Raw genomic sequence first — 25,806 nt, 5'->3', positions numbered from 1 at the left:
TGTTCGCGGCGATGCTGTCGGCGGCGGGGCTGCCGCTCTATATGCACGCGCCGAAGTTTTTCGTCGACGAGTACGGCGTGTCGCTGGCGGCATTGGGCACTGTCCTGGGTGTGCTGCGGTTGCTGGATTTCGTGCAGGACCCGCTGCTGGGGCGGGTTTCTGCGATGACCTCGCATTATCGCGGAGTGACCGTGCTGATCGCGGGGGCCGCGATGATTGCGGGGATGCTGGGGCTGTTCGCGGTGGAGCCGATGCTGCCGCCCTTGTGGTGGTTCGCGGTGATGCTGACGCTGGTCTTTTCGGCGTTCAGCTACCTGACGATCTGTTTCTACGCGCAAGGCGTGTCGGTGGCGGGCCGCATTGGCCAGGGCGGCCATCTGCGGGTGGCGCGGTGGCGCGAGACCGGGGCGCTGTTGGGGATCTGTGCCGCCGCCGTGGCCCCCGTGGCGCTGGGCGGGTACGCGGCCTTTGCGATGGCGTTCGCCGGGCTGGGGCTGGTGGCGCTGTGGGCGATGGGGACCGAGTGGCGCGGGCGGCCGCCCGAGGAAGGCGTGACCTCGCAACTGGGGACCGTGCTGCGCGATGCGAAGGCGCGGCGGCTGTTGTTGGTGGCGCTGGCCAACTCGGCGCCGGTGGCGGTGAGCAGCACGCTGTTCCTGTTTTATGTCGAGGACCGGCTGGCGGCGCCGGGCTTGGAAGGGCCGCTGCTCTTGGTGTTCTTCCTGAGCGGGGCGGCGGCGGCGCCGGTGTGGGGCAAGCTGGCCGAGGCGCACGGGCCGCGCCGGGTGCTGATCTGGGCGATGGTGCTGGCGATTGCGGCCTTCGGCTTTGCCGTGATGCTGGGCGCGGGGGATGTCTGGGCCTTTGCGGTGATCTGCGTGCTGACCGGCGTGGCGCTGGGGGCCGACATGACGCTGTTGCCGGCGCTGTTCGCGGACCGGATGGCGGAGGTGTCGCCGGGCGCGGCCGAAGGGTTCAGCCTGTGGTCTTTCGTGTCGAAGATCACGCTGGCCATCGCGGCGGTGGGCTTGCTGCCGCTTCTGGAGACGGTCGGCTATGCCTCGGGGCAGGAGAATTCGGAAGACGCGTTGTGGGCGCTGAGCCTGCTTTACGGGGCGGTGCCCTGTGTTCTGAAAGTGGCGGCGATTGCGCTGCTGGCAACGGTGCCCGGGGGCGGGGACGCGCCCGTGGGGACCATGGTTGAAGCGGGGAGACAGCGATGATGTTCGAAGGATTTCTGATCATGTGCGGCGCGGCGTTGGCGACCGGGCTTGCGATGCTGCGCAACCGTTTCGCGGGGTTCCGGGCGCAGAGCGTCGAGGATTACGCCGAGACGCTGCCGCGGTTCGACCTGCGCCAGCATCTGAACGGGGCGATGCGCTATGAAGGCGTGATCTATGGGCCGCTAGGGCGCGTGGCATCGCGGTTCTCCGCCCGGTTCGATGCGCGCTGGGAGGGCAACAGGGGCGTGATGTCCGAGCGGTTCACCTATGACAGCGGGACCGTGCAGGACCGCGAATGGCGTCTGGAACTGGGCAATGACGGGCGTATCCGGGCCGAGGCCGATGACGTGATCGGGACCGGGCAGGGGCGCCACGCGGGAGCGGCGGTGCAATTGTGCTATGACATCCGCCTGCCGGACGCGGCGGGTGGTCATGTTCTGAGCGTGAAGGACTGGATGTACCTGACGCCGGGAGGAACCATTGTGAACCGCAGTCAGTTTCGCAAGTATGGGATCAAGGTCGCCGAGCTTGTGGCGACCTTGCACAAGTTGGACGACACTGAAATTCAGAAAGCGGCATAATGGACTGGACTGGAAAACGCTATTGGCTGGTGGGCGCCAGCGAAGGGCTGGGCGCGGCATTGGCACGGAAACTGAGCGCGGTGGGGGCGGAAGTGATCCTGTCGGCGCGCAGCGAGGACCGGCTGAAAGAGGTGGCGGAGATGCTGCCGGGACGGGCGCGTTGCGTGACCGTGGATGTCACCGACGAGGACAGCGTGAAGGCCGCCGTGGAAGAGGTGGGCGAGATCGACGGGGTTGTGACGCTGGCCGGGGTCTATTGGCCGATGAAGGCGACCGAGTGGGAGCCCGAGCAGGTTACTGCCATGGCGGATGTGAATTTCACCGGCACGGTGCGCGTGCTGAACCACGTGGTGCCCAAGATGGTCGCGCGCGATCACGGGCATATCGTGATGACCGGTTCGCTGGTGGGGTTCCGCGGGTTGCCGGGGGCGATCGGGTATGGCGCGAGCAAGGCCGGGATCATGTCCTTGGCCCAGAGCATGCGCGCGGACCTGTGGCGGACGGGCGTGGTGGTCCAATGCGCCAATCCCGGGTTCATCCGCACGCGGCTGACCGACAAGAACGATTTCAGGATGCCGGGCCTGATGGAGCCCGAGGACGCGGCGCAGGCGATGTTTGAACTGATGAACGACGAGAACGCGTTCGACCGCAATTTCCCCAGCTGGTTCAGCCTGGTCTTCCGCGGTGCGCGGTTCCTGCCCAACTGGCTGTATTTCCGCCTGTTTGCGTGAGATCAAGGTCGCGGCCTGTCTTTGAGACCATGTTTCCGGTAGACTGGTAGCCGGAAAAGGAGGTCGGGACATGCTGGATATCAGCACTTACAAGGTGGCCCAGGTGATCCTTATGTCGCGCGAACTGGACCGCGCGGAGGGAGAATTGCGGGCCTTCATCGAGCGGCTGGCCGAGGAGGAGCAGGCGAGCCTGGTGGCGCTGATGTGGATTGGGCGCGGCAGTTTCGGGGCCGACGAGTTGGACGAGGCCAAGGCGACCGCGCGGGACGAGGCGACGACGCCGACGGCGGATTACCTGCTGGGTACGCCGCATGTGTCGGATCATCTGGAAAACGGGCTGGACGAGCTGGGCCTGTCGGCGCAGGACGACGAGGACGACCTGGTGCGCGGCGGGTGATTTTCGCGGCGTGGTGGGGTTTCATCCACCAGAGGTGGGTTTGCATCCACCAGAGGTGGGTTTTCACCCACCCTACGCGGTGTTGCGACTTTGCCCGCGGGGGCGGGAAAATGCAGCCGGCAGCCCGGAGAGGGCCCGAAACGGCGCGGAATGTGATATGGTCCGGGGCAAAGGCGTTTTCAGGAGGATGAAATGAAAGCATCTGTCGTCGTCGCAGCCATCGTTTCAATCACGGCCGCCCCCGCACTGGCGGGCAACCTTACGCCGCCGGCGGATCCCTACGTGCCGCCGCCGCCCGTGCCGGTGTCGGACTGGGCCGGACCCTATGCCGGTGTGCAGCTGGGGTTCGGCGATCTTGATCTGAGCGGCATCGCTTTGCCCGGGGCCAACGTGCCGAGTCAGAGCGATGACGGGTTTCTGGGTGGTCTGCATGTTGGCTACAACTGGGATCGCGGCACGCTGGTTTACGGCGTCGAGGGCGATATCGACTTTACCGACATTTCCTTCAACACGACCGATGTCGACACGATCGCGCGTCTGCGGCTGCGGGCGGGTGTGGATACCGGCAGCGCCTTTGTCTATGGCACGGCGGGTGCCGCGCACATGACCGGTGGCGGCGGCGGCGTCAGCCTGGACGGCTGGGGCTGGGTGGCCGGTGCCGGGGTCGATTTCAAGCTGAGCGAAACGTGGGTCGCGGGCGCGGACGCGCTGTACCACGAGTTCGACGACGTATCGCCTACCGGCAGCGTCGACGGCATGACCTACCGGCTGCGGGTATCTTACCAGTTCTGACGCGCGGGTTTCGGGACGGCGGAGGACGCGTGGGCTTTCGCCCACCCTACGCGTGTCGCGGGCGCCTCAGGCGAGGTGGTCGACCACCTGAAGATGCTGGGCGAGGCGGTCGACCTCTTGCAGCAAGCGTTCCACGAGTCTCGGGTCGCTGGGGGCCGGACTGACGCCGGCGGGGATTTCGCGGTTGGCCACGGCCTCGATTGCGAGGGACACGGGGATCGAAACCAGGCGCGACATGGCGGTGCCGCGGGCGTCGCCCCAGGCATCCATCACATAGGTCTTGTGCCAGACCGCTTCGCCGCCGCGCTCGGCCTTGAGGTCGACGCAGAGCACGACGCGGTCGGGGTCGTCCTCGCCATAGGCGTTGTCGCGCCAGAACTGGTCTGACATTTCCTTGAGCCTTGCCTCGCCTTCGGGGCCTTCGAGCGTCTCGATCTCGGCGAAGACATCCGACCAGGCCTCGGACCAGCCGTCGAGGCGCAGCGTGCCGCGGACGAATTCCTTGACCCGCCACGTGGGCTCGAACCCGTAATCGTCGAGGAAGGGCAGGCTGTCGCGGTTGGGATAGACCTCGAACGTCTCTGGCGTGGGCAGGGGGGCGGTGTAGGTGCCGAGCGCATCCCACGGGCGTTGAACGTTGAGTTCCGAGAAGTTGCGGATAGAGCGGGAGGGCGAGCGCAGGGCCTTGAGCACGCCAAGGGGCGACCAGCTGAATTTATAGCGGAACGGGTTGGGGTTTTTCGGGATGCCGCCGCAATAGCTGAGGAAGGAGAGGTCGTTTTCCGGGTTGAACGCGTGCGAGGCGCGGTAGTCGGCCATCAGGTGATGGGCCATCAGGTGGTCGATGCCGGGATCGAGGCCGATTTCGTTGACCACCGACACGCCGCGCAGGAGCGCCTTGGCGTGGAGCGCGCGCATTTCGGGCGCGATGTAGGAGCTTGAGACGAAGTGCGCGCCCTTGTTGATGCACATCTCGGCGATCGGCACATGCCAGTCGCCGGGCAGCATGGAGACGGTGATGTCGCCCTCCTGCACCTCGGCCGACAGCATGTCGAAATCGAAGGCGCGGATGCGGTTCGTCAGGTCTCCGACCGCCGCCTCGGCCTTGTCCAGGGAGCGGTTCCAGACGGTGACCTCGTGGCCCGCCTCGATCAGCCTGCGCAGGCCGGGCACCGCCGAAAGGCCGGTGCCGCACCAGTGGATTGTCATGTCTGTGCCCCCTTCAAACGTGGGCGCGGAACGTCTGTTCCGCGCGCGCCCATACTCCGCCGTCCAGTTTGTCGAGCGTTTTCAAGGATGGCAAGAGTTGGCTGGCATAGTCCTGCGAGGATTCCAGCGGCAGGAGCGAGGGCAGGTTGTCGATGGCCATGACGTCAAGCGGGGGCGCGTCGTGCACGCGGGTCACGGGCGCGTCCCAGGTGGTGGCCAGGCAATAGACCGGCACGGGGTTGTAATCACTGTCGGGGTCGCAGGCGACGTCGCCGACGACGGTCAGGCGGCGGGGCGCTGTCAGGGCCTCTTTTGGCACAAAGACCGGCGTGCCGGGGCGGGCGAAGATGCAGTTGAGAAAGAGGTCGTGGGCGAGGATTTCCGGGAAGGGGCCGCCATGCGCGGTCTCGTCCATGTCCCACCTGGTGGGGGTGACATCGATCGCAGTGCAGAGGTCGGCCGCGCCGGTGCCGACGCGGCCAAGCGCGCCGATGACGATGGCGGAAGGGCGTTCGTGGTTCGTGGCGTCGAGCGTTTGGGCCAGATCGGCCAGAAGCGCGTCCTTGTCGGGATAGGCGGACACGGGCCCGCAGGTCTGACCCTGTTGCTGCGCGGCCCAGGCGAAAAGGCTGACGGCGGCCCCCGCATAGCCCGCCCAGTAGCCGAAGGCGGCGACGCGGCGGCCCTGCTCATCCACCAGGTATTCCAGGTCGTAGAGCGTGCCGCCGCCTGCCTTGAAGCGGTCCAGCAGGCGGCGGCCGGAATGCTGGCCCTTGAAGGCGTGGCCGAACATGATGTGGCGGTGCGGCAGGGGCGTGCCGTCGTCGGGCAGTTCCTTGAGCCCGAAGATGATGGCATCGCGGGGCGCGTCGGGCCACGAGTTCTGCGGCACGATCTTGGCGCCCGCGTCGGCATAGCGGTCGGTTGGGATAATGCGGTCGGGGCTGTCCTCGACGCTGATTTTCACGCCCTGCGCGATGAGGGCGGCGGCGCCGTCGGGGGTGAGGCCGGTGCGGTCTTCGTTGTCGCGCTGTTCGGCGCGGAGCCAGAGATGGGTCATGCGAAGTCCTTCGTCAGCAGGCCATAGTCGCGGATGGCGGCAGCCGAGGGGCGGGCGGCCATCATGGCGCGGTGGGCCTTGATCCTGGGGAAGCGGTCCACGTCGACATTGTCGGTCTCAAGCCAGCAGCAGATGGCGAAGAGCCAGGGGTCGGCGATGGTCATGGTCTCGCCCATCACGAAGGGGGCGAAGGCGCAGGTGTCTTCGATGAACGTGCAACTGTCGGTCATGGTTTGCGGCATCTTGGCCTTCATGTCGGCCAGCGCCGCGTCGCTGTCGGCCCAGCGGATGCCGCGGGGGCCGTGGGCGTGGTTCACATGCATGGTGGCGGCGAGGTAATAGCAGATGCTGCGCATCTGGGCTGCCAGCCACGGGTCGGCGGGCACGAGGCCTTTGTCGGGCACTCGGGCGGCGATGAACTCTGCGATGGCGCCGGTCTCGGTCAGGATGCCCTGATCGGTCACCAGTGCCGGGACGCGGCCCTTGGGGTTGATGGTGAGGTAGTCGGGCCCGGTCTGCTCGGACTTGGCGAAGTCGACGGAGACTGGGGTGTGATCGAGGCCCGATTCCTGAAGCAGGAAGCCGGTCGCGACGGAGATCGTGCCGGGGGCGTAGTAGAATTTCATGCGCGGGGTCCTTCAGACATAGGTGCGGGCATGGGCCCGGTCGGGGCGGTCGAGATGCGGGGTACCGTTGAAGCCCGCGACCATCAGCGTGTCGTGCACGTAGCTGAGACGGTGCATCGAGGAATTGTTGATCTGCAGCATGACCCGGGCCATGGCGGTGTTGTCGAGGTCGAGCACGTGGCGCATGGCCATGCCGATGACGCCGCCCGAGGTGACCAGCAGGGTGCGGCCCGCGTCGGCGCATTGCTCGGTCAGCACCTCGGTGATGCGGGCGGCGAAATCATCGAAGCTTTCCGGGACGCCGGGCAGGTGGCCTTGGGTCCAGAGGGTGATGACCCGCGGCAGGTGGTGGGCGAATTCCGAGGGGTCGGTGGGCACCGGGATGGCGTGGGCGTCGAAGGCGGCCTGCGCGAGGGCGAAATAGCTGAGCTCATTGAGGCGCGGGTCCCGCGTGGTGACGGTGACGCCCATGTGGCGGGCGGTGTCGACCTGGCGCTGCAGCGTACCGGTGAGGACGCGGTCGAAATGGGGATTGGTGGCGGCGATATGCTCGCCCAGCCAGCGGGCCTGGTCGGTGCCCAGAGGGGAGAGCCGGTCGTAGCTGTCTTCGTCCGTGGCATGGCTGTTGGCCTGCCCGTGCCGGACCAGGATGAGTTCCGCCAAGGTGGGTGCTTTCGTCGTATCAGATGGGGGCAACCTAGCGCCGGGGCGCCGGAGGGTGAAGGTGGTGGCGCGGAATATTTCGCCCGGAGTGAAGATGGGAGGTGTCGGAGCCTCCGGCGGGAGTATTGTCAACCGAAAAATTATTTATTGTCAGTTGTTTATCTGAAGGGGGGTGAAGGGTATCCCCCTTTCTGTCCACGTTCGACATTGCACTTAAACCCCTATGTGCGTCTTCCGTAGCTCGCTCATTTCGTTCAGAAACTCTGCTGCCGTGGTCTCGAAGATATGTTCCCCAGAGCAATGGTCTATAAAGACCCATCTTCATACAGTTAGTCTGTAAGTTGCGGCATGGAGCGAAAGGCTATTCTGTGACTTAGAGTTGCCCCAAAAAATTAAATGAGGCTTTCGATACAAAGGGCGCACAGCTGCCGTTCGCGAACGCCACACACAAATGTCTGCAGTAAGTGATCGACCGTTATTCTTGCAACCTATTCTTATTGTGTCCGATAAGGCAAACTTATTGGACATAGCGAGCTGCGGCGGAGTGGGGCGGTTTATACCGTATATTGTGAGCCGGGTTGTCTGCGTTACGACCTGCACCGAGACCGCGACGATCCCGCACGCTTCGTGATGCTGGAGGCCTGGGCCGATGCGGAGGCCCTCGAGGCCCATGGCAATGCCGCCGCCTTTACGGGGCTTGCGGCACGGTTCGACGAACTTCTGATGACATCGCCCGACCTGCGGTGCCTGGAACATCTGGCCTGAGGAGGCGATCATGACAAAGTTGAAAAGCAAGCGCGTTCTGGTGATCGGGGGCAGTTCCGGGATCGGGGTAGCCGTGGACGCCGCGGCTCTGGCCGAGGGCGCGGATGTCACCATTGCCGGGCGGACAGAAGAACGGCTGGCCTAGGCATCCGGCGCGCTTGGCAATGTCCGGGCCGTACAATTGGATACGGCGGATGCGGATGGCGTTGCCGCGTTCTTCGAGACCGAGGAGAGGTTCGACCACATCCTTGTCTCGGCCTCGCAGACGCCCACGGGGCCGGTGCGCAGGTTGGGCGTGGCAGACGCGCGGGCCGCGATGGACAGCAAGTTCTGGGGCGCCTGCACGGTGGCTCGCGTTGCAAAGATCGCGGAAGGCGGGAGCCTCAGTTTTGTCTCGGGCTCTCTTGCCGATCGTCCTTCGGCAAGTTCAGTGCTTCAAGGCGCGATCGACGCCGCGCTTGAGGCGCTGGCGCGCGGACTTGCCCTGGAACTGGCGCCTGTACGGGTGAATGCGATCTCGCTTGGCCTCGTTGATACGCCACTCTGGTCCAAGAGGGACAAAGAGGCCCGCAAGGGGTTGCCAACTTGCTGCGCGCCCTGATCCCCTTTTGTTGCATCATTGGCCCGCGTTTCATTGGGGTGATGCTCTCCGACGAGCGTTGATATGTCTGTAAATTGTCGAGCGGCTGAGCCCGGTCAGTTCCTGAATATCTTTCTGCCTTAATATTCTATCGGTCATGCATGTCCTCTATTTCTTTGGATGCAATCACCTTAGCAGCGAATGATTTAAGCCAAGTTTACGTTTGTTCAGGAATTGCCGGTAACAAAGTTTGCCCACCCTTTCATCAAGGGTGTGCGCTTGGGCAGGTAAGTTGAACGTTTGTATGCATCGAGCTTAATCGCCCGTTCTGACGTGACCGATGCAAGCTTCGGCAATCTCTTCCTCACAGTGAATTTCATCCACAAGCCATGTGCGCAAAGAAGAGCGAAACCCTTGTGGGCGTGCCGGGATGTTGTTGTCCACCAAGAAATTGCGCATGCCCATTTTGTTCAGGGGGCCGCCTGTCGAGTTGGGAAACAAGTATCCGTTTCTTGAATGTTTCTTTGCGAGTTCGATCAGGGGCAAATGTTCTTCACTCAAGGGTACGTCAAAAAGCGAAGTCGCTGTCTGCGCGACCTTTGACGTGGAGCGGGGGAATAATCCAGACGGAACTCATAAGCTGACCCAACCGCATGTTGTTGATCGAATCCGACCGCACGCCCGTCAAGATCAGCATCCGCAATGCCAGTTGCGTGGGGTCGTCATCCGAGAGGGTCGCGTAGAACGCAGGTACGTCTTTCCAGTGGAGCGCTTGGTGTGGCGTCGAGCGTTTCTTGTTATAACCGAGGATCACCACAGCATCGTCGATAACTGCTGTGCTGACACGGAAGCGTTTGGCGCTTGCGTAATTGAATATCGTTCTCAGCCGGGAAATGCACTTTTTGGCGGTAACCGGCTTCTCATGCCAGATGGGTTCCAGCGCACGCGCGATGTCTTCCTGATCAATCTTCACAATCGGCATCTTGCCGAGCTTCGGCAGGACATAGAGCCGAAGAGGGCTGAACCATCTGCCATCGGACCCACCATGCTTGAGGCTTTTCTTGTGTTTCTCGTATGCGTCCAATGCAAGGTGCTCGAGGGGGGAACCGTGAAACCGTGATCGACTTCACTGTTCGACCAATACTCCGGGGGTGCTCGAGGAGCTGGCCACTCGACGAAAATTAGAGCGCGGCGCAGCCGCACCTTTGTATCAGGCCTTCTCGTCCAGCTCGCGCAGATAGTCGGCGCCGCGGTCGGCCAGCGGGCCGGTGCCGTCTTTCCAGCGGCGGTGGATCCAGAACCATTGTTCCATGTTGTCGCGCACGGCCGCTTCAAGGCGGGCATTGAATTCGCGGGTCATGGTGACCGGGTCGGAATGGGCGATGGGTGTTTCGGTGTGGATGGTGAAGTGGAGGCCATCGGGGTCGCGCAGGCCCCAGACCGGAACCAGCAGCGCGTCGAATTTCAGCGCCATTTCGGCAGTGGCGAGCGAGGTGAGGGCCGGCTTGCCGAAGAAATCGAGCGGCACGCCGTCATGGGCGTTGAGATCGTTGAGGATCGCCAGCACGCCGCCCGAGCGCAGGTGCTTGACCATCTGCATCATGCCCTTGCGGCCCTGTTCGAACATCGGCTCGGAGAGCGCGGCCATGGCGCGGACGTAATGCGCATTGAAAGGGCGGTTGGCCATGGGGCGGTAGAAAACGCCCATGTTGAAGCCCTGTTCCATCATCGCCATGCGCGCGGCATTGAAGCTGCCGAAATGGCCGGTGACGAAGATGACCGGTCGGCCGGAATCGCGGGCGGCGCGCACATCCGGCAGGCCGGGGCCGACCACCGGCGACTTGCGGGCATGGTCGGGGAACTCGGGCGAGTAGAGCTCCATCATGTTGCGGCCGGCATTGTCCGGCACGCGGCGGGCGAGCGTCTCGATCTCGGCCTGCGACAGGTCGGGACGGACGAGGGCGAGGTTGTCGCGCACGCGTTTGCGGTAGCCCGCGAGGGGCGCCAGCACCCGCGTCGTCAGCCAGGCCGCGAAGGGGATGCGCCAGCGATAGGGCAGCAGGCGGGCCATGCGGATGGGCGCGACGAGGGCGGCGCCGGTCAGGCGTTCGACGAGGGGGATCTTTTCAGGCGCGCTGCTCATGGGCAGGGGATACGCCGGGGGCGGGGCTGCCTCAAGTGTTTTCAGGCGCGAGGGGCAGGCCGGTGCCGATCATGGAGTCGCGGGTGACCAGCTTGGCCAGCGCGGCCTCGGTCATGTCGTCGGTGCCCGAGGGCCTGGCGGGCAGGACGATGTAGCGCATGTCGGCGGTGCTGTCGTGGACGCGGATGCGCGTTGTGTCCGGCAGGTCCACGCCGAACTCGCGCAGCACGGCGCGGGGTTCGCGGACGGCGCGGGAGCGGTAGGCTCGGGTCTTGTACCAGTCGGGCGGCAGGCCCAGGAGGTTGCGCGGGTAGCACGAGCAGAGCGTGCAGACGATCATGTTGTGGATGTCGGCGGTGTTCTCGACCGCCACCAGGTGCAGGGGGCCGATGTCGAAGCCCATTTCGCGCGTGGCATCGCCGGCGTTTTCCATGAGCCGGGCCTTGAAGGCGGGGTCGGTCCAGGCGCGGGCGACCACGGCGGCGCCGTTGGCGGGCGAGCGGGCATCCATCTTGTCGATCTGGGTGGCGATCTCTGCCGGGGTGAGGTGGCCCTTTTCGATCAGAAGCTCGCGCACGGCGATTTCCATCCGCTGGAAATAGGTGAGGGGGGCGTCGTTGTCCTGCCGGTAGGGGTGGCCGGAGGGCGAGAGGTGGTCATGGTGGTCGTGGGGCATGTCAGGCCTCTTCCAGCCAGTGGTCGTAAATCTCGGCATCCACTGTATCAGCGGGGTTTTCCGCCGCGTCGCCCCAAAGCTCGGCCATGGTGAAGCGGACGCGGTAGAGGGTCTTTTCCGGGGCGGGCAGGCCGTAGGCGAGCTGTTCGGGGTTGCGAAAGCGGCCCAGGATGCGCTCGACCTCGCCGGTCTTGCCGCGCAGGTAGAAAGGCGCGCGGACATGGCCCGGAGGATACATGGCCTTGACGCGGACGCGGTTTCCTTTCGGGGTCATTCCTGCGCCTCGCCATAAGTGGGGCCGCGGCGGGCGACCTCTTCCATGCGCTGGCCCAGTTCCTCGAGCGTGTAGACGCCCGCCTCGATGAGGTTCTGGTTGGTGGCGGCGATCCAGCGGTCGTAGTAGCTGAGCGTCTCGAACGCGTCCTCGCCCATGTCCTCGAGCGCGCGGCGGAGGCCGTCGACGGTGAAGAGACCCTTGGCGCCGCAGAGCACCATGAGCGCGTCGACGCGTTTTTCCCAAAGCGCGAAGTCGTGGCCCTCCATCGCGATGGGGCCGGCGGATCGTCCGCCCATGTCGTGCCAGCGGTGTTCGGGTGTGTCTGTCATGCGCCGAAGGGTAGGACGGTGGGGCGGCGTGTGTCCATGGGGATTGCGCCAGCGCGTGGGTTTTCACCCACCCTACCACGCCGGGTTTTCAGGAAATGTAGCCCTCGCCGTTGCAGAGCCCGCAGCGGGTGGTCTTGCGGCCGAAGCAGCCGTCGCAGCGGTCGTGGACGGGTTTGCCCAGGCGGTCCAGGCGCCGGTGGGTGGTGCCGCGGCCGAAACAGATCTGACAGGGTGCCTGGCCAGAGCCGGTGCAGCGATGGCACCGGCGCAGCTGCGCGTGTTCGCGGGAAGGTCTGTTGAAACCGACTGACATTCTTTCGCCTTTCGCTACTCCGGCGCAGGTGCCTAGCATGCGTTTGGGGCGATTCTTGGGCGGTGCGCGGGATGCGCGCGGGTCAGGCGCGAGGCGTGTCGTCCTTGGGTCTGCCGGTGTAGAGCAGCAGCCCCACGCCGACGGCCATGACGATGGCGATATAGAGCGCGGGCGAGCCGATGCAGCCTTCGGCGGCGGCCGCGGGGCGCTGGCCGCCGGTGGGATCAAAGAGGGTGAAGGCCGAGACAAGCAGGCTCCAGCCGACGAAGACGGCGAGCGCGCCCCAGGCGCTGCGGAAGCGCAGGACGAGGGCGGAGGCGAAGAGCAGGACGAGCGAGGCGGGAGAGCCGAAGAGCAGGATCGCCTCTTCCCACGCCGGAACCGGGGCGCCGTCCCAGCCGGGACGGACCTTGGCGCAGACGTCCTGCGCGCGGGCGGCCACGGGCCGGGTCAGGAGCGCGGCAAGGATCAGTCCTCTTCGAAGGGGTCCCATTCCTCGTCCACTTCGGGCAGCGCGTCGGCCTGGGCCTCCGCGGCGATGTCCTCGGGCGTGCGGATCTCGTCGATGCGGGCCTCGGGGAAGGCGGCGAAGACAGCCTGGACCAGCGGGTGTTCGCGGGCCTGCGCCTCCAGCGCGTTGCGGGCGGCGTCGCGGATTTCGGCAATGGTCTCGGCGCCGCCCTCGTTGACGACGGAAACGGCCCAGCGGTTGCCTGTCCAGGTCTGCAGGCGGGTGCCGAGGCGGGCGGCGAGGTCGCGCGGTGCGTCCTTGGTCGGCACGAATTCGATGCGGCCCGGCTGGTAGGCGGCGAGGCGTAGCGAGGTCTCGACCTCGACCAGCAGTTTCACGTCGCGGTGGGCGCGGATGAGTTCGACGACGTGATCGAAGGTGGGATAATGTGCCAGGGCGGCCTCGGCCTGGGTGGCGAGCGCGGTGACGCCGCCGCCGTTACGGCCGCCGTTACCACCTCCGGCGGTGTGCGTCGGGGCGTATCCGCCGGCCTGCGGCGCAGGTGCGCCGTGGCTCGCGCCGCTATTGCCGCCGCCGGGCGGTGTGGGCGCGGGACCCGAGGGCGGGTTGTCGCGCAGGCGGCGCACGAGGTCCTCGGGCGTTGGCAGGTCGGCCACGTGGGTGAGACGTATGATCGCCATCTCGGCGGCCATCATGGAATTGGGGGCGGCGGCGACCTCCTCCAGCGCCTTCAGCAGCATCTGCCACATGCGGGTGAGCACGCGCATCGGCAGCGCCTCGGCCATCTGGCCGCCACGGGTGCGCTCATCGGGGCCGATGGTGGGGTCCTCGGCGGCTTCGGGCGTGATCTTGACTACGCTGACCCAGTGGGTGACTTCGGCCAGATCGCGCAGCACCGCCATCGGGTCGGCGCCTTCGGCATATTGCGACGACAGTTCGGTCAGGGCGCCCGCCGCGTCGCCCTTCATGATGAGGTCGAAGAGGTCCATGACGCGGCCGCGATCGGCAAGGCCCAGCATGGCGCGGACCTGTTCGGCGGTGGTCTCGCCCGCGCCGTGGGAAATCGCCTGGTCCAGAAGGGAAGTGGCATCACGCGCGGAGCCTTCGGCGGCGCGGGTGATGAGGGCGAGCGCGTCCTCGGCGATCTGGGCGTTCTCGTTGCCGGCGATGCGGCGCAGGAGGTCGAGCATCACCTCGGGTTCGATCCGGCGCAGGTCGAAGCGCTGGCAGCGCGAGAGGACCGTCACGGGAACCTTGCGGATCTCGGTGGTTGCGAAGATGAATTTCACGTGGGCGGGGGTTCCTCGAGCGTCTTCAGCAGCGCGTTGAACGCGCCCGTGGACAGCATGTGAACCTCGTCGATGATGTAGACCTTGTAGCGGGCCGAGGCGGCGCGGTAGTGCACGCTTTCGATGATTTCGCGAATGTTGCCGACGCCGGTATTCGAGGCCGCGTCCATTTCCAGCACGTCGACGTGCCGGCCTTCCATGATCGCCTTGCAATGTTCGCACTGGCCACAGGGATCGGTGGTTGGGCCGCCGTTGCCGTCGGGGCCGATGCAGTTCATGCCCTTGGCGATGATCCGGGCGGTGGTCGTCTTGCCGGTGCCGCGGATGCCGGTCATGATGAAGGCCTGCGCGATGCGGTCGGCGGCGAACGCGTTCTTGAGCGTGCGCACCATGGCGTCCTGCCCGACGAGATCGGCAAAGGTCTCGGGGCGGTATTTCCGGGCCAGGACCTGGTAGCCTTTGTCTTGGGTCTCGCTCATGCCACGCCTTTTCGGATTCGGGTTTCCGGCCAGAGTAGAGGCGTGGCACGCCGGGGTCCAGCAGGCGGTGCGGAGATCAAAGGCTCCAGAGGATGGCGCCGACAGCGGCGGTGGCGAGCGTCATCAGGCTGGCCAGCAGGGTGAAGTTGCGCGTGGGCATGGGCGCGGAATCGTGATTTTCCATGCGGCGCATTGTTTTGCGCGCCTGTATGCGGGCGGCCCAGAACACCACGATGGCGATCCCGAGAAACGCGCTTGCGACGGCCTTGGCGGCCCAGGTGGGCTCGAACTCCCCGAATACGGCCTTGAGACCGATGGCGACGGCGACCGCGCCCAGGCCGGTGCCCATCCAGCTATTGAAAGTGCGCTCGTTGGCCAGGATCGTGCGGTCGGAGGCCCAGTCGGTGCGCTCCTCGGCCCATTCGGTCTTCTTGTCCAGTTCGTCGGAGTTGGTGTCGTCCTGGGGCATTCCCGTCTCCTTGCGGATTGTCCGTATGAGATTCAATATATCCGACAGAACGAAAACCGGGCTATGTTGGTTGCGATACATCGTCCTTGGGGGGCATCATGCGGTTGAAAGGGTTTCGGCGCAGCCGGAATGTGGAGGATCGGCGGGGCATGGGCGGCGGCGGTCTGCGCCTTGGCGGTGTCGGGTTGCTAATCGTGCTGGCAATCGGGTATTTTACCGGGATCGACATCACGCCGTTGCTGGAGGGTGCGGGCGGCCAGCAGACCGCCCCGCGCGAGATCAGCGCCGAGGACGAAGCGGCGGCAGAGTTCACCTCGCGCGTGCTGGCCACCACCGAGGAGGTCTGGACAGGTGTGTTCGAGGCACAGCTTGGCAGGGAATACGTGCCGCCGGTGCTGGTGCTGTATTCGGGGGTCACGCAGAGCCCCTGCGGCGGAGCGTCGGGGGCGACGGGGCCATTCTATTGCCCGGCGGACCGCAAGGCGTACCTGGACACGGAGTTCTTCGGCACGCTGTCGCGGGATCTGGGGGCGAAGGGGGATTTCGCGGCGGCCTACGTGATTGCCCACGAGGTGGCGCATCACGTGCAGAACGAGCTAGGCATCCTGCCGCAGGTCAACCGCGCGCGGCAGCAGGCAAGCCCGGTGGAGGCCAACCAGCTGACGGTGCGGCTGGAGTTGCAGGCCGATTGCCTGTCGGGGGTCTGGGCACGGTCGGTCGAGGGGTTGCTGGAGCCGGGCGACATCGAGGAGGCGCTGAACGCGGCGCGGCGGATCGGGGACGATCACTTGCAGAAACGCGCGGGGCGCGTGCCGCAGCCGCATACCTTTACCCACGGCACGTCGGAACAGCGGTCTCGCTGGTTCGCCACCGGTTACGAGAGCGGCGACCTTCGGTCCTGTGATACGTTCGCGGCGGACCGTCTCTGAGGAGCCGGGGGCATGTCGAACTTCGTCATATACGCGCTGCCGGTGGCCGAGGGGATCCTTGGCATCGCGCCGATGCCGGGACGGGGTGGGCACTGGGCGGACGACTTGCAGCATCTGGCGGACTGGAAGCCGGCGCTTGTGCTTTCGATGACGACGGTGTCCGAGCAGGTCAGTCACGGCCTGTCGGATTTGGGGGCCGAAATCCAGGACAAGGGTACGCGGTGGATCCACCTGCCGGTCGAGGACATGGGGGTGATCGCGCCCGAGCGGATCGAGGACTGGCATGTCGCCAGCAAGACCGCGCTCAGCGCGCTGCAAGGCGGGGGGCGCGTACTGATCCACTGTTTCGGTGGCTGCGGGCGGTCGGGCATGGCGGCGCTTCGCCTGATGGTGGAGGCCGGCGAGGACGCGGACGCGGCGCTGGCACGGTTGCGCGCGGTGCGGCCCTGCGCGGTGGAAACGAACGAACAGTTACAGTGGGCGCGGGCGGGCTGAGGCCCGGGCAAGATCTTCTTTGAAAAACTCAGTTGGCGGTGCTTTATCCGGGAGCAGTATGGACAAGGCTTGCAAATTCAAATGCAAATGCCCGCCTTGAGGCGGGCATTCGGTTCAGTCTTGTTCAAGGAGTTCAGCCTGCGCAGTCTCGCAGTGCGGCGACGTCCGGGCCGTTGGGCGTGCGCCCAAGGTTGAACGGGGCCGAGGCGTCGCGCCATTGGGCATAATCCTCGAGATATTCCACCATGCTGAGATAGACCTTGGCCGAGTTCGGGTTCTCGCAGGCAGTCTCGACGATCACCTCATTCGCCATCTGCTGGACTTGCTCCAGAGTTTCGTCATCGTAGCGGTTGATCTCGACGGCTTCGTCGAACTTGGCATAGGCCTCGGTGGCGCGCTTTTCGGTGAAGGCCAGCGACCACAGCAGTGTCGCGTCTGCCGCAATCTGCAATTTCTCCTGGGTCTCGGGGCTCAGCGCGTCCCAGGCGGACTTGTTGATCATCACGCCGAACACGGAGGCCGACTGGTGCCAGCCAGGTGTCGCCCAGTATTGGGTGACCTGTTGAAAGCCGCCCGACCAGTCGACATTGGGCGTCGAGAACTCGGCACCGTCGATCACGCCGCGCTCGAGCGACTGATAGATTTCGCCGCCGGCCATCGACACCTGGTTCCCGCCGAGCCGCTCGAGAAGCTTGCCCTGCTCGAGGCCCGAAAGACGCAGGCGCTTGCCCTGCAGGTCTTCCAGATTGACGATCGGCTCGTTGGTGCGGAAGCCGGATTCGTTGTTGGTCACGCCGTAGGGCAGGTAGACCATGTCGAACTGGCCGTAGATCTCGTTATAGAGTTCCGCGCCGCCCCATTGCTGAATCCAGTTCACGTAGTCGACAGCATTGAAGAGGCTGGGGGTGGTCGCCAGCGGCGAAAAGGCGGCGTCGCGTCCGGCCCAGTAGCCGGGCCAGTCTGCGCCGGCCTGGATCGTGCCGGATTCGACAGCACCGAACACCTCGCCCGAAGGGACGAGAGCGCCGCCCTCGAAGAACTCGATGGTCAGCTCGCCTTGCGTCAGCTTGTTGGCCAGGTCGACAAAGTGCTTGTCGGTTTCGATCAGTTCCAGAGACGAGGGCCAGGTCGTGGTCATCGTCCAGTTTTCCTGCGCCGTGGCATGGCTTGCCACCGCTGTCGCGGCCGCGGCCGCCAATGTTATCACCTTCATAGTCATGGTCTCTCCCTTTTCCATGGTTGAGGTTACTGGGTATAGAGGACGTCCGGCAGCCATGTGACCAGCGCCGGGAACAGGGCGACGAGCAGACACATCACCACGATCAGCGCGATGAACGGCAGAACGCCGCGAATGATCGCGCCCGTGCGCAATTCCTTGGGCGCAATGGCCCTGAGGTAGAACAGCGCATATCCGAATGGTGGTGTCAGAAACGAGGTTTGAAGGACCACCGCCATCAGCACGACGAACCACAACAGGTTCACATCGGGCATTTCCTGGATGATGGGCAGGAAGATCGGGAAGGACAAGAGCACGATCCCGGTCCAGTCGAGGAACGCGCCCAGAATGAACACGATCACCATCATCATGGTGATCAGCATCCACGGTTCCATGTCCAGGGTCCGGATGATCTCCTGTGTTGCTCGCAGACCGCCGGTAATATTGAAGACGCCGGTGAAGGCGGTCGCCCCCACCACGATGAAGAGGATCATCGCAGAGGTCCGCCCGGTTTCGAGCATCGCGCCGTAGAAACTGCCAAGCCGGAACCGGCCACGCGCAATCACGATGAGGAGCGCCAATGCTGCGCCGATGGCCGACGCTTCGGTCGCGGTGGCGATCCCTGCCAGAAGTGACCCGAGAATGCCGAAGATCAGAACCAGCGGCGGCAGCGCCTCGACCACCAGCATACGCAGGAGCGTGGCGCGTTCGACCTTCTCTTCGGGCTCGACCGCCGGGGCCAGGTCCGGTCTTATCACGGAAATGAAGTAGACATACACGGCATAGCTGAGCCCGAGCATGACACCGGGGATCATCGAGCCGGCAAAGAGTTCGCCCACCGACAGGGGCGAATAGCTGGCCATCAGGATGAGCATGATGGACGGAGGAATGAGGATGCCGAGACAGCCAGATGCGGCGATCACCCCGGCGGTGAGCGAAGGCGCGTAGCCGTACTGCAGCATCGGGCGCAGGGCCATGACGCCCATAACCGTGATCGAGGCACCGATGATGCCCGTCGTCGCGGCCAGAAGAATCGAGATGAAAACCACCGCGAGGGCAAGTCCGCCCCGAACCTGGCTGAGCAGCAGGCGCAGGGTTTCGAACATCCGGTCCGTTACGCCCGAATCCGACAGGAACCGCGCCATGAGGACGAAAAGCGGAATGGCGATAAGGGTGTAGTTGTCCAGAACGTCGCCGAAGATCCGGTTGATGACGATGCCCAGGACCATCGGCTTGCCCGCGATGATCGCAGTCAACACGGCCGTGCCGCCCAGGACGAAAGCCAGCGGATGCCCGAGGAATAAGCCCGCCAGCAGCAGGCCGAACATCAGAACCGCGATAAACTCGGGATTCATTCAGAGACCTCCTGCCGGTCGAAGATGATTTTCAGAACCTCCGAGATCCCTTGCAGCAGCAAGAGCCCCGCTGCCACGCACATGGCCATCTTGAGCGGATAGACCGGCATCTGAATGGCGCCGTATGTCACTTCGCCCTGCGACCAGGAGCGCATGGCAAATTCCCAGGATCGGGTCAGAAAGACCCAAGCGAACGGAAAGAAGAAGATGATATAGCCCAGAAGGCTTATGATGCGCTGCGCATTGTGGCCGAATCTTTCCGTCAGGATGTCGACACGCACATGCGCGTTGTGCCGCAATGCGTAGCCCCCGAGCAGCACGAAATAGAAGCCGAACAACTGCTTGGAAACATCAAAGGCCCAGCGTGTCGGCTCGCTGAACACGTAGCGCAGAACGACGTCATATATGATGATCGCCGCGAATATGATCGCCAGAACAGAGACGATCCTGCCGACTATTTCGTTCAAGCCGTCGATTGCACGCACCAGAACCACTGCGATGTCTCCTCCCTGGTGATCCGCGAATGTCATGGTGCCCTGCAACCACGATCCCCGTCTCCGGCACGAACATCGGGCAATTCGCATGGAAGTGCAAGCGATCGGGGAAGGCTGTGTAAGTCTATGCTTTCATTGCGCTAAATTAAACTTGGCAGTCCCCGCTGGAGATTGGATTCGAGCGTGATGCGCTAAAACCGCAAAATACGCGGTTATGAACTCGCAGATTGTAGTAGGGGTGCTGGATCGAACCTGGCCTGACTTCAAACGAAAATTGATAGGACCTGTCGTGGAACCGATCTGTCGTACACTGGCCGCTGCATCCCTCGCCACTCTCCGCAAAGAAAACGTGGAGTAACTGATGGCATTTTTGGCCCGCTCCCCCGGGGTTGGAGCAAAAGGTCACCTTGACGCCGTATTCTAAGCAAATTCGAATGCTCTTGTAATTTGATAACCAGCAGTTGGGGACTCCATGGCTTGCTTTGAAAGAGCATTGTTAGACCCGGTCTTTCTAGTGGCCGCGGCGGTGATCGCACTTGCTGGATTCACCATGATCTGGACCCTCAAAACGCAGGATTTCAACGGAAAGCGTTTCTACGCGCTCACCTTCATCGGTGTCATGTGGACTCTTCTCTGCGTTGGTCTCGAAGCGGCGTCAACGACGTATGTCTGCAACATGCAATGGGCGACGGTCGCCTGGCTGGGGCACGGATTGGTGACGATCTCGTGGTGTTACTTTGTCTTCAATTACGTCGGAAACGCCAAATGGGTCCGGACGCGTCGTGCAACTGCGCTCTTGCTTGGCCTCACGCTGGGAATATTTGCCCTGGTCGCCACAAACTCATGGCACCAGCTCGTCTATACCGAAGGCACGATACTTCCGGTCGGAAGCGATCAAATCGAATACGTTCACGGGCCGGGCTTCTACACGATCATCGCCTTGCTCTACACCTTCGTCATGGCCACCTTCGTTTGCCTGATTAGGGGGTTTGTCCGGGCCAGGCGCAGCGCCTGGCCACTGCTGAGCATGCTGACCGCCATCACCTTGTCCCCGCTGGTGGTGAACGCCGCCTATATCGGTCTGGACTTCACCTTCTTCGGTCTCGATCCCACCGCCTTCATGTTCTCGCTGGGCGTTCTGGCTTTTTCCTGGATGCTGGTGGTGAGCAAGACGATGGACATGGCCGCGGTCGGTCAGTCGGTCCTCTTCGATACGAGCAGCGAACCGGTCGTCCTGATCGACCGCAAGCGAAACATCGTGCTGATGAACGCCGCTGCCCGCAAGCGCGAGCTGAACAATGGCAACAGTCAAATGCTGCGCGATCTCTTCGCCGGGCAGGACGAACTGGCCACTGCCGCCGATGGCTCTCATCTGCGCATTGGCGACCGGGACTACGAACCCCGCATACAAAAGGTCCGCAATCCATTGAACCCATCGGACGCCATTCTTGGATGGAGCGTGACCCTGGTCGACGTCACCGACCGCATGGCGATAAATGCCTCGTTGCAGGAGGCCCTTAGGGCCGCCGACGCCGCCAACCGCGCCAAGGACGAGTTCGTCTCGGTGGTCAGCCACGAGATGCGCACGCCGCTGACGTCTCTGAAAGGCGGTCTCGCGCTCGCCCTTGGCGGTCATATCGGCGAGATGAGCGACCAAATGCGCTCCCTGCTGGAAATCGCCCACCGCAACGGTCTTCGCCTGTCACGCCTGATCGACCAGATTCTCCTGGCGCAGAAGATGGACATCGGAGCACTTCAACTGGAGGAGGATACTGTCGATCTCGACAGGCTTCTTACCGACAGTATAGAGGAAAACCGCATCTTCGCCGCAGAGCGCAAGGTAACGCTTGTCAAGACATCGGCTGTCTCACACGCGTTGGTCCAGGGCGACGCCTTCGCCATTCGCCAGATCATCGACAACCTTCTGTCCAACGCCATCAAGTTCTCGCACGAGAACGGCACCGTGGAAGGCGCGTTGCATATGGCCAATGGCAAGCTGCGCTTGTCGATCAAGGATGCCGGCCACGGCATCCCCGACGGGATGGAGGACCGCGTTTTCGGACGCTTCGGACAGGTCGCCAACCAGACCCAGCATTCGACGCAAGGTTCGGGCCTTGGATTGCACATTTCCAAACGGCTGGCCTGTCAGATGCAGGGCGACCTGACCTATGACAGCACCGTGGGCGTCGGCACGAATTTTCACCTGGAGTTCACCGCGATGGAGCAGAATGAAGACCGGTTGGCCGGCTAGGCCAATGAGCGGGAGGCCGAGTTTCAAGCGAAAAATCGCGGCGATGAATGGTCGGGGCGCAGGGCTGGTCTGTGTGGGCCTTTCGGGGATGCGGTGCATCGCCTTTCGGCCGATGTAAACCGGACTGCGTCGGGTTTACTTGGGTGAGAGGCTGGACAACGACCCAAGCGGGGCTCGTTACGGCTGCTTCCTTCCGGACCTGACCGGGTTGGCGAGGCGCCTGCCCGCGCCAACCTCTCACCGGGCTATCTAGGGTGTATGATCGGGATTCGCAAGATCTGCCAGTTTCGCAAGCGGAATCGCTAGCTGCAGGAACCCGGCCGGATCCAGGCCGATTTCGCGGGCGCCCAGTGCCGCCAGGTCGCCCGGGTGATTGCGCACGCCCGGGCCTGTCCCCAGCAAAACGGTTGCATCGCGCGGGCCGTCGAGGTGCCAGCTGTCGCGAGAGGGCCCGGTGCTGTCAGACCCGTTCTGGACGAGATACGCGGTGAGATGATCGCGGACCGGGCGGGAGCTCCGGTGCACCACCATCCGGGGCGCGGCGGCGGGATAGGGGCCGCCGCCGAAGGCGCGGAAATTGTTGGTGGCGACGCAAAAGACCGCGTCGCGCGCCAGCGGCGCGCCGTCGCGCGTGAGGTCGCGGATGCGGCCTGCGCCGGGGTTCAGCAACTGGCCCTGCGGGTCGTAGCGCGGCGGTTGCGCCAGGTCGATGCGGTAGCCAAGGCCGGAAATCGTGTCGAAGGCATGGCTGGCAAAGGCGGGGTTCCACAGCGGCTGCGGCGTGTCGCCCCGGCCCGGCAGGACCTGGTGAAAGCACGAGGCGGCGCGTTCGAGCCAGTCGGCGATTTGGGCGCCGGTCAGGCGCAGGCCGATAACGGTGTTGGGAAAAGGGTAGAGCTCGGCCATGTGCCCCAGGGTCAGCGGACCGGGGGGGATGTCGATGAAATCGCCCGGGCCGGCATGGCCGCCGGATTTGAAGCAGGGCGTCGCGGCCAGCACCGGGAGGTGCGCGTCCTCGGTGCCCTCGAGCGCCGCGATGAGCGCGGCGGTCTTGGCTTCGAGCACCGGACGGACCGAATTGCTGGGCCGCGCCAGGGCGAAATAGCTGTGAATGGCATGGTCGGTGTGCGCGACGGCCCGGGACGTGATCTTGAGCGTGGCCATGTGGGCCGGATGCACGACGGCGGAAAGGTCCGGGTCGGCGGCGGCCGGGGCGCTGTCATCGGGGATCGCCACCGGGCGGGCGTGGCTGTGAAAGTCATGGACCGACCAGCGGGCCGTCTTGGCATCCTGCACAAGGCAGAGATCGAGCACACCCAGATGCGAGCCGCGATACCCCGCCATGACCGCGGGAACCCCGGCCAGGGTACCGGCGTGGTGATCGACCCCGGCGCAGGCGGAACGGCCGCAGTCGTGTCGGGAAACACCTGATGACTGTGCCCGGCCAGAACCGCGTCGATTCCCGGCACGGTGGCCAGTGCGAGGGCGGCGTGTTCCTGGGCCGGGTCGGCCGTTTCGGGCGCGGACGTGGCGGGGCCTATGCCGGTATGGGCCAGTGCGATGACGATCTCGGCGCCGGCGTCGCGCAGGCGGGGGACCTCGATCATCGCGGTCTCGACGATGCCGCGGGTGGTGACACGGCCCGCGAGGTGCTGGTGATCCCACGTGGTGATCTGCGGTGGCAGCAGGCCCAGCACGCCGATGCGGATTGTGTGTTCATTGCCATGGCTGTCGCGCAGGACCGAGGGCAGGATGACTGAGGGCGGGCGCAGGGGCACAGGCTCGGGCCCGGCCCGCAACGCGTTGGCGCAGAGCACGGGGAAGGAGGCGTCGGACAGGGCCCGGGCCAGCCAGTCGAGACCGAAGTTGAATTCGTGATTACCCAGGGTGGCGGCGTCGTAGCCCAGCCGGTTCATCGCCGCGATGACAGGCGACGGGCCGGTCCAATCGCTGTCCGGCCCGGTGCCGATATCAGCGAGCGCGGAGCCCTGAAGGAAATCGCCGTTATCGAAGAGCAGGCTGTTGGCGGCCTCGGCGCGGGCGCGGGCGATCAGCGTGGCGGTGCGGGCCAGGCCATAGCCCGAGACCTGCGTATCGCGGTGATAGTCGTAGGGTGCCAGATGGGCGTGGACGTCGGTGGTTTCCAGCAGCCGCAGCCAGACATGCCGCTCGGGCACGGGGCACTCCGTGGATGCGGGCGCGTACGGCCATGTCTGGTCAAGCGCGTCGTCACTCATAAGCTCTGTCGAAATCTTCCTCGCCCCGGCCTCCCGCCGGGTTGCGCCGACCTTGGCACAGGCGACAGGGGGCGGCAATCGCCTTTTGGTTGATATCACTTATTTAGGATCGCGCTTTGATTGGGTTCCTGCGAACGTGCGCAAGTTGGTGCCGCTTGCCGTCGGCGGGGGGCTGTGGCAGGTCTGCCGCCCAAAGGAGATGCGCATGCGTCATGCTGAAACGGTCACCTTCGGCGGATCGGGTCTGGACCGGGCCGCCGAACTGCGGGGCAGACCGGAGGAGATCGCGGCCGCGCCGCGCGACGTCGTGCTGTTGTGGCGCGGCAAGCCGCTGGTCGAAGGGCCGGGGCTGGACCGGCTGGTGCGGTTGCCGGTGGATCATCCGGTGCTGTCGCAGGCCGATCCAGAGGCAGTGCTGCTGGGGCGGCAGGAAGACGGGCGTCTGATCGAGGCGCGCGAGTTGGTCGACTGGGACCCCGAGGACGTGGATCCGGCCCAGATGAACAGTTTCGTGGACGTGACCGAGCAGCGCCATCCCCTGATGCGCGAGACGGAAGTGTTTGCCGAATTGCGCCGGGTGATGACCCGGCTGAGCCCGCGCGACGCGGAACTGGCGGCGACGGCCAAGGGCGTGCTGCACTGGCATGTCAGCCACCGCTTCTGCGCCCGGTGCGGCGCGCGGAGCGCGCTGGCGCAGGCGGGCTGGCAGCGTGTGTGCCCGTCCTGCGGCGCACATCACTTTCCACGGACCGATCCGGTGGTGATCATGCTGATCACCCATGGCAACAGCGTGCTGATGGGTCGATCGCCGCATTGGCCCGAAGGGATGTTTTCGCTGCTTGCGGGCTTTGTCGAACCGGGTGAGACGATGGAAGCGGCGGTGCGCCGGGAGGTCCGCGAAGAGGCGGGCGTCAAGGTGGGCGCGGTCGAATATCTGGCCAGCCAGCCCTGGGCGTTTCCGGCGTCGTTGATGTTCGGCTGCCGGGGCGTGGCGCTGAGCCGGGAGATCACCATTGACCCGGTCGAGATCGAGCAGGCTATGTGGGTCAGCCGGGAGGAGATGATGCAGGCCTTTGCCGGGGCGCATTCCGTCCTCAGCCCCGCGCGAAAAGGTGCAATTGCGCAATTTTTGCTGCGCAACTGGCTGGCGGATACGCTATAACGCCGGTAATCGACAGTTTTCCGGAACCCAGCCCGGCGCGAAAGACCGGAGGGGACAAGAGAAGAAGAGGCGCAGATATGAAGTTCGTGGCCCACGAGGATGTAGAAGCCCCGATCGAGTTCGTGTTCGAGCAGGTGACCGATTTTGCTGCGATCGAACGGTCCGTGTTGCGGCGCGGAGCCGAAGTGCAGCGTGTCGACGACCTTGACGCAACGCAGCCGGGCATGAAGTGGGACGCGGCCTTTACCCTGCGGGGCAAGCGGCGCGAAATGCAGTTGGAACTGACCGAGCTGGACCGGCCCAATGGCCTGGTCATTGCATCGCGCTCGCCCAACATGGGCGGCAAGATGGTGCTGGACCTGGTGGCGCTGTCGCGGTCGCGCACGCGGATCAGCGTGGTGATCGACATGGCGCCCAAGACGCTGGCGGCGAAGCTGCTGGTGCAGTCGATGAAGCTGGCGAAGGGTAACCTGAACAAGCGGTTCAGCCTGCGTGTGGCGGGCTATGCCAAGGAACTGGAAGACCGCTACAAGAGCATCGCCTGAGGACGGTGGCGGGCCGAGCGCAAAACGGGTCGCCTAGGAAGGCGACCC

30 protein-coding genes, 1 other RNA gene and 3 pseudogenes are annotated in these 25,806 nt (G+C 64.7%); 13 read left to right on the top strand and 21 right to left on the bottom strand.

The features are described from left to right. The first annotated feature begins 11 nt into the window (after positions 1 to 11). From ACSQ76_RS19420 to ACSQ76_RS19400, 5 genes are all read left to right on the top strand, one after another. Positions 12 to 1,223 carry an MFS transporter gene (locus ACSQ76_RS19420; protein WP_437158240.1) on the top strand — a complete coding sequence of 404 codons (1,212 nt, stop codon included), beginning with the start codon at positions 12 to 14 and terminating at the stop codon, positions 1,221 to 1,223. Beyond that, a complete protein-coding gene (locus ACSQ76_RS19415; RefSeq protein WP_437158239.1) occupies positions 1,223 to 1,804 on the top strand; it encodes a DUF3833 family protein in 582 nt (193 codons plus the stop codon). The genes ACSQ76_RS19420 and ACSQ76_RS19415 overlap by 1 nt, the downstream gene beginning before the upstream one ends. Beyond that, on the top strand, positions 1,801 to 2,535 hold the full coding sequence (locus ACSQ76_RS19410) for an SDR family NAD(P)-dependent oxidoreductase (protein WP_437158238.1): 735 nt from the start codon (positions 1,801 to 1,803) through the stop codon (positions 2,533 to 2,535). The genes ACSQ76_RS19415 and ACSQ76_RS19410 overlap by 4 nt, the downstream gene beginning before the upstream one ends. A gap of 70 nt (positions 2,536 to 2,605) precedes the next feature. Continuing rightward, positions 2,606 to 2,932 carry a DUF3775 domain-containing protein gene (locus ACSQ76_RS19405; protein WP_437157851.1) on the top strand — a complete coding sequence of 109 codons (327 nt, stop codon included), beginning with the start codon at positions 2,606 to 2,608 and terminating at the stop codon, positions 2,930 to 2,932. Positions 2,933 to 3,124: 192 nt separating this feature from the next. Next, on the top strand, positions 3,125 to 3,724 hold the full coding sequence (locus tag ACSQ76_RS19400; RefSeq protein ID WP_437157850.1) for an outer membrane protein: 600 nt from the start codon (positions 3,125 to 3,127) through the stop codon (positions 3,722 to 3,724). A 66-nt stretch (positions 3,725 to 3,790) separates the two neighbouring features. On the opposite strand, the gene ACSQ76_RS19395 is transcribed toward ACSQ76_RS19400, so the two are convergent. The 4 genes from ACSQ76_RS19395 to ACSQ76_RS19380 are packed head-to-tail and all read right to left on the bottom strand — an operon-like array spanning position 3,791 to position 7,282. Continuing rightward, the gene (locus ACSQ76_RS19395) at positions 3,791 to 4,933 is read right to left on the bottom strand and encodes a saccharopine dehydrogenase family protein (RefSeq protein WP_437157849.1); all 1,143 of its coding nucleotides are present in this window, start codon (positions 4,931 to 4,933) and stop codon (positions 3,791 to 3,793) included. Between the two features lie 13 nt (positions 4,934 to 4,946). Beyond that, complete coding sequence (locus tag ACSQ76_RS19390) at positions 4,947 to 5,993, bottom strand: saccharopine dehydrogenase (protein WP_437157848.1); 1,047 nt, start codon at positions 5,991 to 5,993, stop codon at positions 4,947 to 4,949. Beyond that, on the bottom strand, positions 5,990 to 6,619 hold the full coding sequence (locus ACSQ76_RS19385; protein WP_437157847.1) for a glutathione S-transferase family protein: 630 nt from the start codon (positions 6,617 to 6,619) through the stop codon (positions 5,990 to 5,992). The genes ACSQ76_RS19390 and ACSQ76_RS19385 overlap by 4 nt, the downstream gene beginning before the upstream one ends. Positions 6,620 to 6,631: 12 nt before the next feature. Beyond that, a complete protein-coding gene (locus ACSQ76_RS19380; protein WP_437157846.1) occupies positions 6,632 to 7,282 on the bottom strand; it encodes a histidine phosphatase family protein in 651 nt (216 codons plus the stop codon). A gap of 519 nt (positions 7,283 to 7,801) precedes the next feature. Between ACSQ76_RS19380 and ACSQ76_RS19375 the strand changes: the two genes are divergently transcribed. The 3 genes and pseudogenes from ACSQ76_RS19375 to ACSQ76_RS19365 all read left to right on the top strand — a co-directional run. Then, positions 7,802 to 8,047 (top strand): putative quinol monooxygenase, encoded by a 246-nt coding sequence (locus ACSQ76_RS19375; RefSeq protein WP_437158237.1) that lies wholly within the window; start codon positions 7,802 to 7,804, stop codon positions 8,045 to 8,047. A 10-nt stretch (positions 8,048 to 8,057) separates the two neighbouring features. After that, positions 8,058 to 8,192, top strand: coding sequence for a hypothetical protein (locus tag ACSQ76_RS19370; RefSeq protein ID WP_437157845.1), 135 nt, complete (start codon positions 8,058 to 8,060; stop codon positions 8,190 to 8,192). Between the two features lie 30 nt (positions 8,193 to 8,222). After that, a pseudogene (locus ACSQ76_RS19365) lies at positions 8,223 to 8,648 on the top strand (SDR family oxidoreductase); the annotation flags it as partial. Between the two features lie 30 nt (positions 8,649 to 8,678). Here the strand turns inward: ACSQ76_RS19365 and ACSQ76_RS19360 are convergent. The 11 genes and pseudogenes from ACSQ76_RS19360 to ACSQ76_RS19310 all read right to left on the bottom strand — a co-directional run bounded on the left by ACSQ76_RS19360 (position 8,679) and on the right by ACSQ76_RS19310 (position 15,074). After that, positions 8,679 to 8,786: a helix-turn-helix transcriptional regulator gene (locus ACSQ76_RS19360; protein WP_437157844.1), complete on the bottom strand. Its 108-nt coding sequence runs from the start codon at positions 8,784 to 8,786 to the stop codon at positions 8,679 to 8,681. Positions 8,787 to 8,942: 156 nt separating this feature from the next. Continuing rightward, positions 8,943 to 9,188, bottom strand: a complete 246-nt coding sequence (locus ACSQ76_RS19355; RefSeq protein ID WP_437157843.1) for a hypothetical protein — start codon at positions 9,186 to 9,188, stop codon at positions 8,943 to 8,945. 7 nt (positions 9,189 to 9,195) lie between these two features. Beyond that, a complete protein-coding gene (locus ACSQ76_RS19350; RefSeq protein WP_437157842.1) occupies positions 9,196 to 9,711 on the bottom strand; it encodes a tyrosine-type recombinase/integrase in 516 nt (171 codons plus the stop codon). A gap of 126 nt (positions 9,712 to 9,837) precedes the next feature. After that, a complete protein-coding gene (locus ACSQ76_RS19345) occupies positions 9,838 to 10,770 on the bottom strand; it encodes a lysophospholipid acyltransferase family protein (RefSeq protein WP_437157841.1) in 933 nt (310 codons plus the stop codon). A gap of 31 nt (positions 10,771 to 10,801) precedes the next feature. After that, positions 10,802 to 11,446, bottom strand: a complete 645-nt coding sequence (nthA, locus tag ACSQ76_RS19340; RefSeq protein ID WP_437157840.1) for a nitrile hydratase subunit alpha — start codon at positions 11,444 to 11,446, stop codon at positions 10,802 to 10,804. Between the two features lies 1 nt (position 11,447). After that, positions 11,448 to 11,720 carry an SH3-like domain-containing protein gene (locus ACSQ76_RS19335; RefSeq protein ID WP_437157839.1) on the bottom strand — a complete coding sequence of 91 codons (273 nt, stop codon included), beginning with the start codon at positions 11,718 to 11,720 and terminating at the stop codon, positions 11,448 to 11,450. Beyond that, on the bottom strand, positions 11,717 to 12,019 hold the full coding sequence (locus ACSQ76_RS19330; protein ID WP_306130178.1) for an SH3-like domain-containing protein: 303 nt from the start codon (positions 12,017 to 12,019) through the stop codon (positions 11,717 to 11,719). The genes ACSQ76_RS19335 and ACSQ76_RS19330 overlap by 4 nt, the downstream gene beginning before the upstream one ends. Positions 12,020 to 12,140: 121 nt before the next feature. Further along, positions 12,141 to 12,365, bottom strand: a complete 225-nt coding sequence (locus ACSQ76_RS19325; protein ID WP_437157838.1) for a hypothetical protein — start codon at positions 12,363 to 12,365, stop codon at positions 12,141 to 12,143. An 82-nt stretch (positions 12,366 to 12,447) separates the two neighbouring features. Beyond that, positions 12,448 to 12,858 (bottom strand): hypothetical protein, encoded by a 411-nt coding sequence (locus tag ACSQ76_RS19320; protein WP_437157837.1) that lies wholly within the window; start codon positions 12,856 to 12,858, stop codon positions 12,448 to 12,450. Further along, positions 12,834 to 14,605: pseudogene (locus ACSQ76_RS19315) on the bottom strand (DNA polymerase III subunit gamma/tau). The gene ACSQ76_RS19320 and the pseudogene ACSQ76_RS19315 overlap by 25 nt, the downstream one beginning before the upstream one ends. Before the next feature lie 76 nt (positions 14,606 to 14,681). Continuing rightward, complete coding sequence (locus tag ACSQ76_RS19310) at positions 14,682 to 15,074, bottom strand: YidH family protein (protein ID WP_437157836.1); 393 nt, start codon at positions 15,072 to 15,074, stop codon at positions 14,682 to 14,684. A 98-nt stretch (positions 15,075 to 15,172) separates the two neighbouring features. Here ACSQ76_RS19310 and ypfJ point away from each other — a divergent pair, with 98 nt between their 5' ends. Together ypfJ and ACSQ76_RS19300 are read left to right on the top strand one after the other, a co-directional pair. Further along, the gene (gene ypfJ / locus ACSQ76_RS19305; protein ID WP_437157835.1) at positions 15,173 to 16,003 is read left to right on the top strand and encodes a KPN_02809 family neutral zinc metallopeptidase; all 831 of its coding nucleotides are present in this window, start codon (positions 15,173 to 15,175) and stop codon (positions 16,001 to 16,003) included. A 12-nt stretch (positions 16,004 to 16,015) separates the two neighbouring features. After that, on the top strand, positions 16,016 to 16,498 hold the full coding sequence (locus ACSQ76_RS19300) for a phosphatase domain-containing protein (RefSeq protein WP_306130166.1): 483 nt from the start codon (positions 16,016 to 16,018) through the stop codon (positions 16,496 to 16,498). Between the two features lie 133 nt (positions 16,499 to 16,631). On the opposite strand, the gene dctP is transcribed toward ACSQ76_RS19300, so the two are convergent. Genes dctP through ACSQ76_RS19285 form a run of 3 tightly spaced genes read right to left on the bottom strand, consistent with a single transcriptional unit; the run spans position 16,632 to position 19,599 of the window. Beyond that, positions 16,632 to 17,717: a TRAP transporter substrate-binding protein DctP gene (dctP, locus tag ACSQ76_RS19295; protein WP_437157834.1), complete on the bottom strand. Its 1,086-nt coding sequence runs from the start codon at positions 17,715 to 17,717 to the stop codon at positions 16,632 to 16,634. 26 nt (positions 17,718 to 17,743) lie between these two features. Continuing rightward, on the bottom strand, positions 17,744 to 19,069 hold the full coding sequence (locus ACSQ76_RS19290; RefSeq protein ID WP_306130164.1) for a TRAP transporter large permease: 1,326 nt from the start codon (positions 19,067 to 19,069) through the stop codon (positions 17,744 to 17,746). Beyond that, positions 19,066 to 19,599, bottom strand: coding sequence for a TRAP transporter small permease subunit (locus tag ACSQ76_RS19285; RefSeq protein ID WP_437157833.1), 534 nt, complete (start codon positions 19,597 to 19,599; stop codon positions 19,066 to 19,068). Before ACSQ76_RS19285 ends, ACSQ76_RS19290 begins: the two co-directional genes overlap by 4 nt. 436 nt (positions 19,600 to 20,035) lie before the next feature. Here ACSQ76_RS19285 and ACSQ76_RS19280 point away from each other — a divergent pair, with 436 nt between their 5' ends. After that, positions 20,036 to 21,814, top strand: coding sequence for a histidine kinase N-terminal 7TM domain-containing protein (locus tag ACSQ76_RS19280; protein WP_437157832.1), 1,779 nt, complete (start codon positions 20,036 to 20,038; stop codon positions 21,812 to 21,814). Between the two features lie 142 nt (positions 21,815 to 21,956). Here the strand turns inward: ACSQ76_RS19280 and ffs are convergent. The 3 genes and pseudogenes from ffs to ACSQ76_RS19265 all read right to left on the bottom strand — a co-directional run. Next, positions 21,957 to 22,053: signal recognition particle sRNA small type (gene ffs, locus ACSQ76_RS19275), an RNA gene on the bottom strand. Between the two features lie 10 nt (positions 22,054 to 22,063). Then, complete coding sequence (locus ACSQ76_RS19270; RefSeq protein WP_437157831.1) at positions 22,064 to 23,158, bottom strand: 5'-nucleotidase C-terminal domain-containing protein; 1,095 nt, start codon at positions 23,156 to 23,158, stop codon at positions 22,064 to 22,066. A 143-nt stretch (positions 23,159 to 23,301) separates the two neighbouring features. Next, positions 23,302 to 24,051: pseudogene (locus tag ACSQ76_RS19265) on the bottom strand (metallophosphoesterase); the annotation flags it as partial. Positions 24,052 to 24,256: 205 nt separating this feature from the next. On the opposite strand from ACSQ76_RS19265, the gene nudC reads away from it, so the two are divergent. Both nudC and ACSQ76_RS19255 read left to right on the top strand, forming a co-directional pair. Further along, positions 24,257 to 25,213: an NAD(+) diphosphatase gene (gene nudC / locus ACSQ76_RS19260; RefSeq protein WP_437157830.1), complete on the top strand. Its 957-nt coding sequence runs from the start codon at positions 24,257 to 24,259 to the stop codon at positions 25,211 to 25,213. A 77-nt stretch (positions 25,214 to 25,290) separates the two neighbouring features. Continuing rightward, positions 25,291 to 25,758, top strand: coding sequence for an SRPBCC family protein (locus ACSQ76_RS19255; protein ID WP_437157829.1), 468 nt, complete (start codon positions 25,291 to 25,293; stop codon positions 25,756 to 25,758). The last annotated feature ends 48 nt before the right edge of the window (positions 25,759 to 25,806 follow it).

Origin of the sequence: Roseovarius sp. B08 (genome assembly GCF_051417955.1) — a bacterium.
In the GTDB taxonomy this organism is placed as follows: Bacteria; Pseudomonadota; Alphaproteobacteria; order Rhodobacterales; family Rhodobacteraceae; genus Roseovarius.
Note: the sequence above shows the minus strand (reverse complement) of the source record. Positions and strands in the feature narration are given on the sequence as shown.

Bases quoted from the DNA above. Each gene is read 5' to 3' on its own strand.
- ACSQ76_RS19420 (WP_437158240.1), top strand. From the start codon at position 12: ATGCTGTCGGCGGCGGGGCTGCCGCTCTATATGCACGCGCCGAAGTTT.
- ACSQ76_RS19415 (WP_437158239.1), top strand. From the start codon at position 1,223: ATGTTCGAAGGATTTCTGATCATGTGCGGCGCGGCGTTGGCGACCGGG.
- ACSQ76_RS19405 (WP_437157851.1), top strand. From the start codon at position 2,606: ATGCTGGATATCAGCACTTACAAGGTGGCCCAGGTGATCCTTATGTCG.
- ACSQ76_RS19400 (WP_437157850.1), top strand. From the start codon at position 3,125: ATGAAAGCATCTGTCGTCGTCGCAGCCATCGTTTCAATCACGGCCGCC.
- ACSQ76_RS19395 (WP_437157849.1), bottom strand. From the start codon at position 4,933: ATGACAATCCACTGGTGCGGCACCGGCCTTTCGGCGGTGCCCGGCCTG.
- ACSQ76_RS19390 (WP_437157848.1), bottom strand. From the start codon at position 5,993: ATGACCCATCTCTGGCTCCGCGCCGAACAGCGCGACAACGAAGACCGC.
- ACSQ76_RS19385 (WP_437157847.1), bottom strand. From the start codon at position 6,619: ATGAAATTCTACTACGCCCCCGGCACGATCTCCGTCGCGACCGGCTTC.
- ACSQ76_RS19370 (WP_437157845.1), top strand. From the start codon at position 8,058: ATGACAAAGTTGAAAAGCAAGCGCGTTCTGGTGATCGGGGGCAGTTCC.
- ACSQ76_RS19360 (WP_437157844.1), bottom strand. From the start codon at position 8,786: ATGACCGATAGAATATTAAGGCAGAAAGATATTCAGGAACTGACCGGG.
- ACSQ76_RS19345 (WP_437157841.1), bottom strand. From the start codon at position 10,770: ATGAGCAGCGCGCCTGAAAAGATCCCCCTCGTCGAACGCCTGACCGGC.
- nthA (WP_437157840.1), bottom strand. From the start codon at position 11,446: ATGCCCCACGACCACCATGACCACCTCTCGCCCTCCGGCCACCCCTAC.
- ACSQ76_RS19335 (WP_437157839.1), bottom strand. From the start codon at position 11,720: ATGACCCCGAAAGGAAACCGCGTCCGCGTCAAGGCCATGTATCCTCCG.
- ACSQ76_RS19330 (WP_306130178.1), bottom strand. From the start codon at position 12,019: ATGGGCGGACGATCCGCCGGCCCCATCGCGATGGAGGGCCACGACTTC.
- ACSQ76_RS19325 (WP_437157838.1), bottom strand. From the start codon at position 12,365: ATGTCAGTCGGTTTCAACAGACCTTCCCGCGAACACGCGCAGCTGCGC.
- ACSQ76_RS19320 (WP_437157837.1), bottom strand. From the start codon at position 12,858: ATGGGACCCCTTCGAAGAGGACTGATCCTTGCCGCGCTCCTGACCCGG.
- ACSQ76_RS19310 (WP_437157836.1), bottom strand. From the start codon at position 15,074: ATGCCCCAGGACGACACCAACTCCGACGAACTGGACAAGAAGACCGAA.
- ypfJ (WP_437157835.1), top strand. From the start codon at position 15,173: ATGCGGTTGAAAGGGTTTCGGCGCAGCCGGAATGTGGAGGATCGGCGG.
- ACSQ76_RS19300 (WP_306130166.1), top strand. From the start codon at position 16,016: ATGTCGAACTTCGTCATATACGCGCTGCCGGTGGCCGAGGGGATCCTT.
- dctP (WP_437157834.1), bottom strand. From the start codon at position 17,717: ATGACTATGAAGGTGATAACATTGGCGGCCGCGGCCGCGACAGCGGTG.
- ACSQ76_RS19290 (WP_306130164.1), bottom strand. From the start codon at position 19,069: ATGAATCCCGAGTTTATCGCGGTTCTGATGTTCGGCCTGCTGCTGGCG.
- ACSQ76_RS19285 (WP_437157833.1), bottom strand. From the start codon at position 19,599: ATGACATTCGCGGATCACCAGGGAGGAGACATCGCAGTGGTTCTGGTG.
- ACSQ76_RS19280 (WP_437157832.1), top strand. From the start codon at position 20,036: ATGGCTTGCTTTGAAAGAGCATTGTTAGACCCGGTCTTTCTAGTGGCC.
- ACSQ76_RS19270 (WP_437157831.1), bottom strand. From the start codon at position 23,158: ATGGCGGGGTATCGCGGCTCGCATCTGGGTGTGCTCGATCTCTGCCTT.
- nudC (WP_437157830.1), top strand. From the start codon at position 24,257: ATGCGTCATGCTGAAACGGTCACCTTCGGCGGATCGGGTCTGGACCGG.
- ACSQ76_RS19255 (WP_437157829.1), top strand. From the start codon at position 25,291: ATGAAGTTCGTGGCCCACGAGGATGTAGAAGCCCCGATCGAGTTCGTG.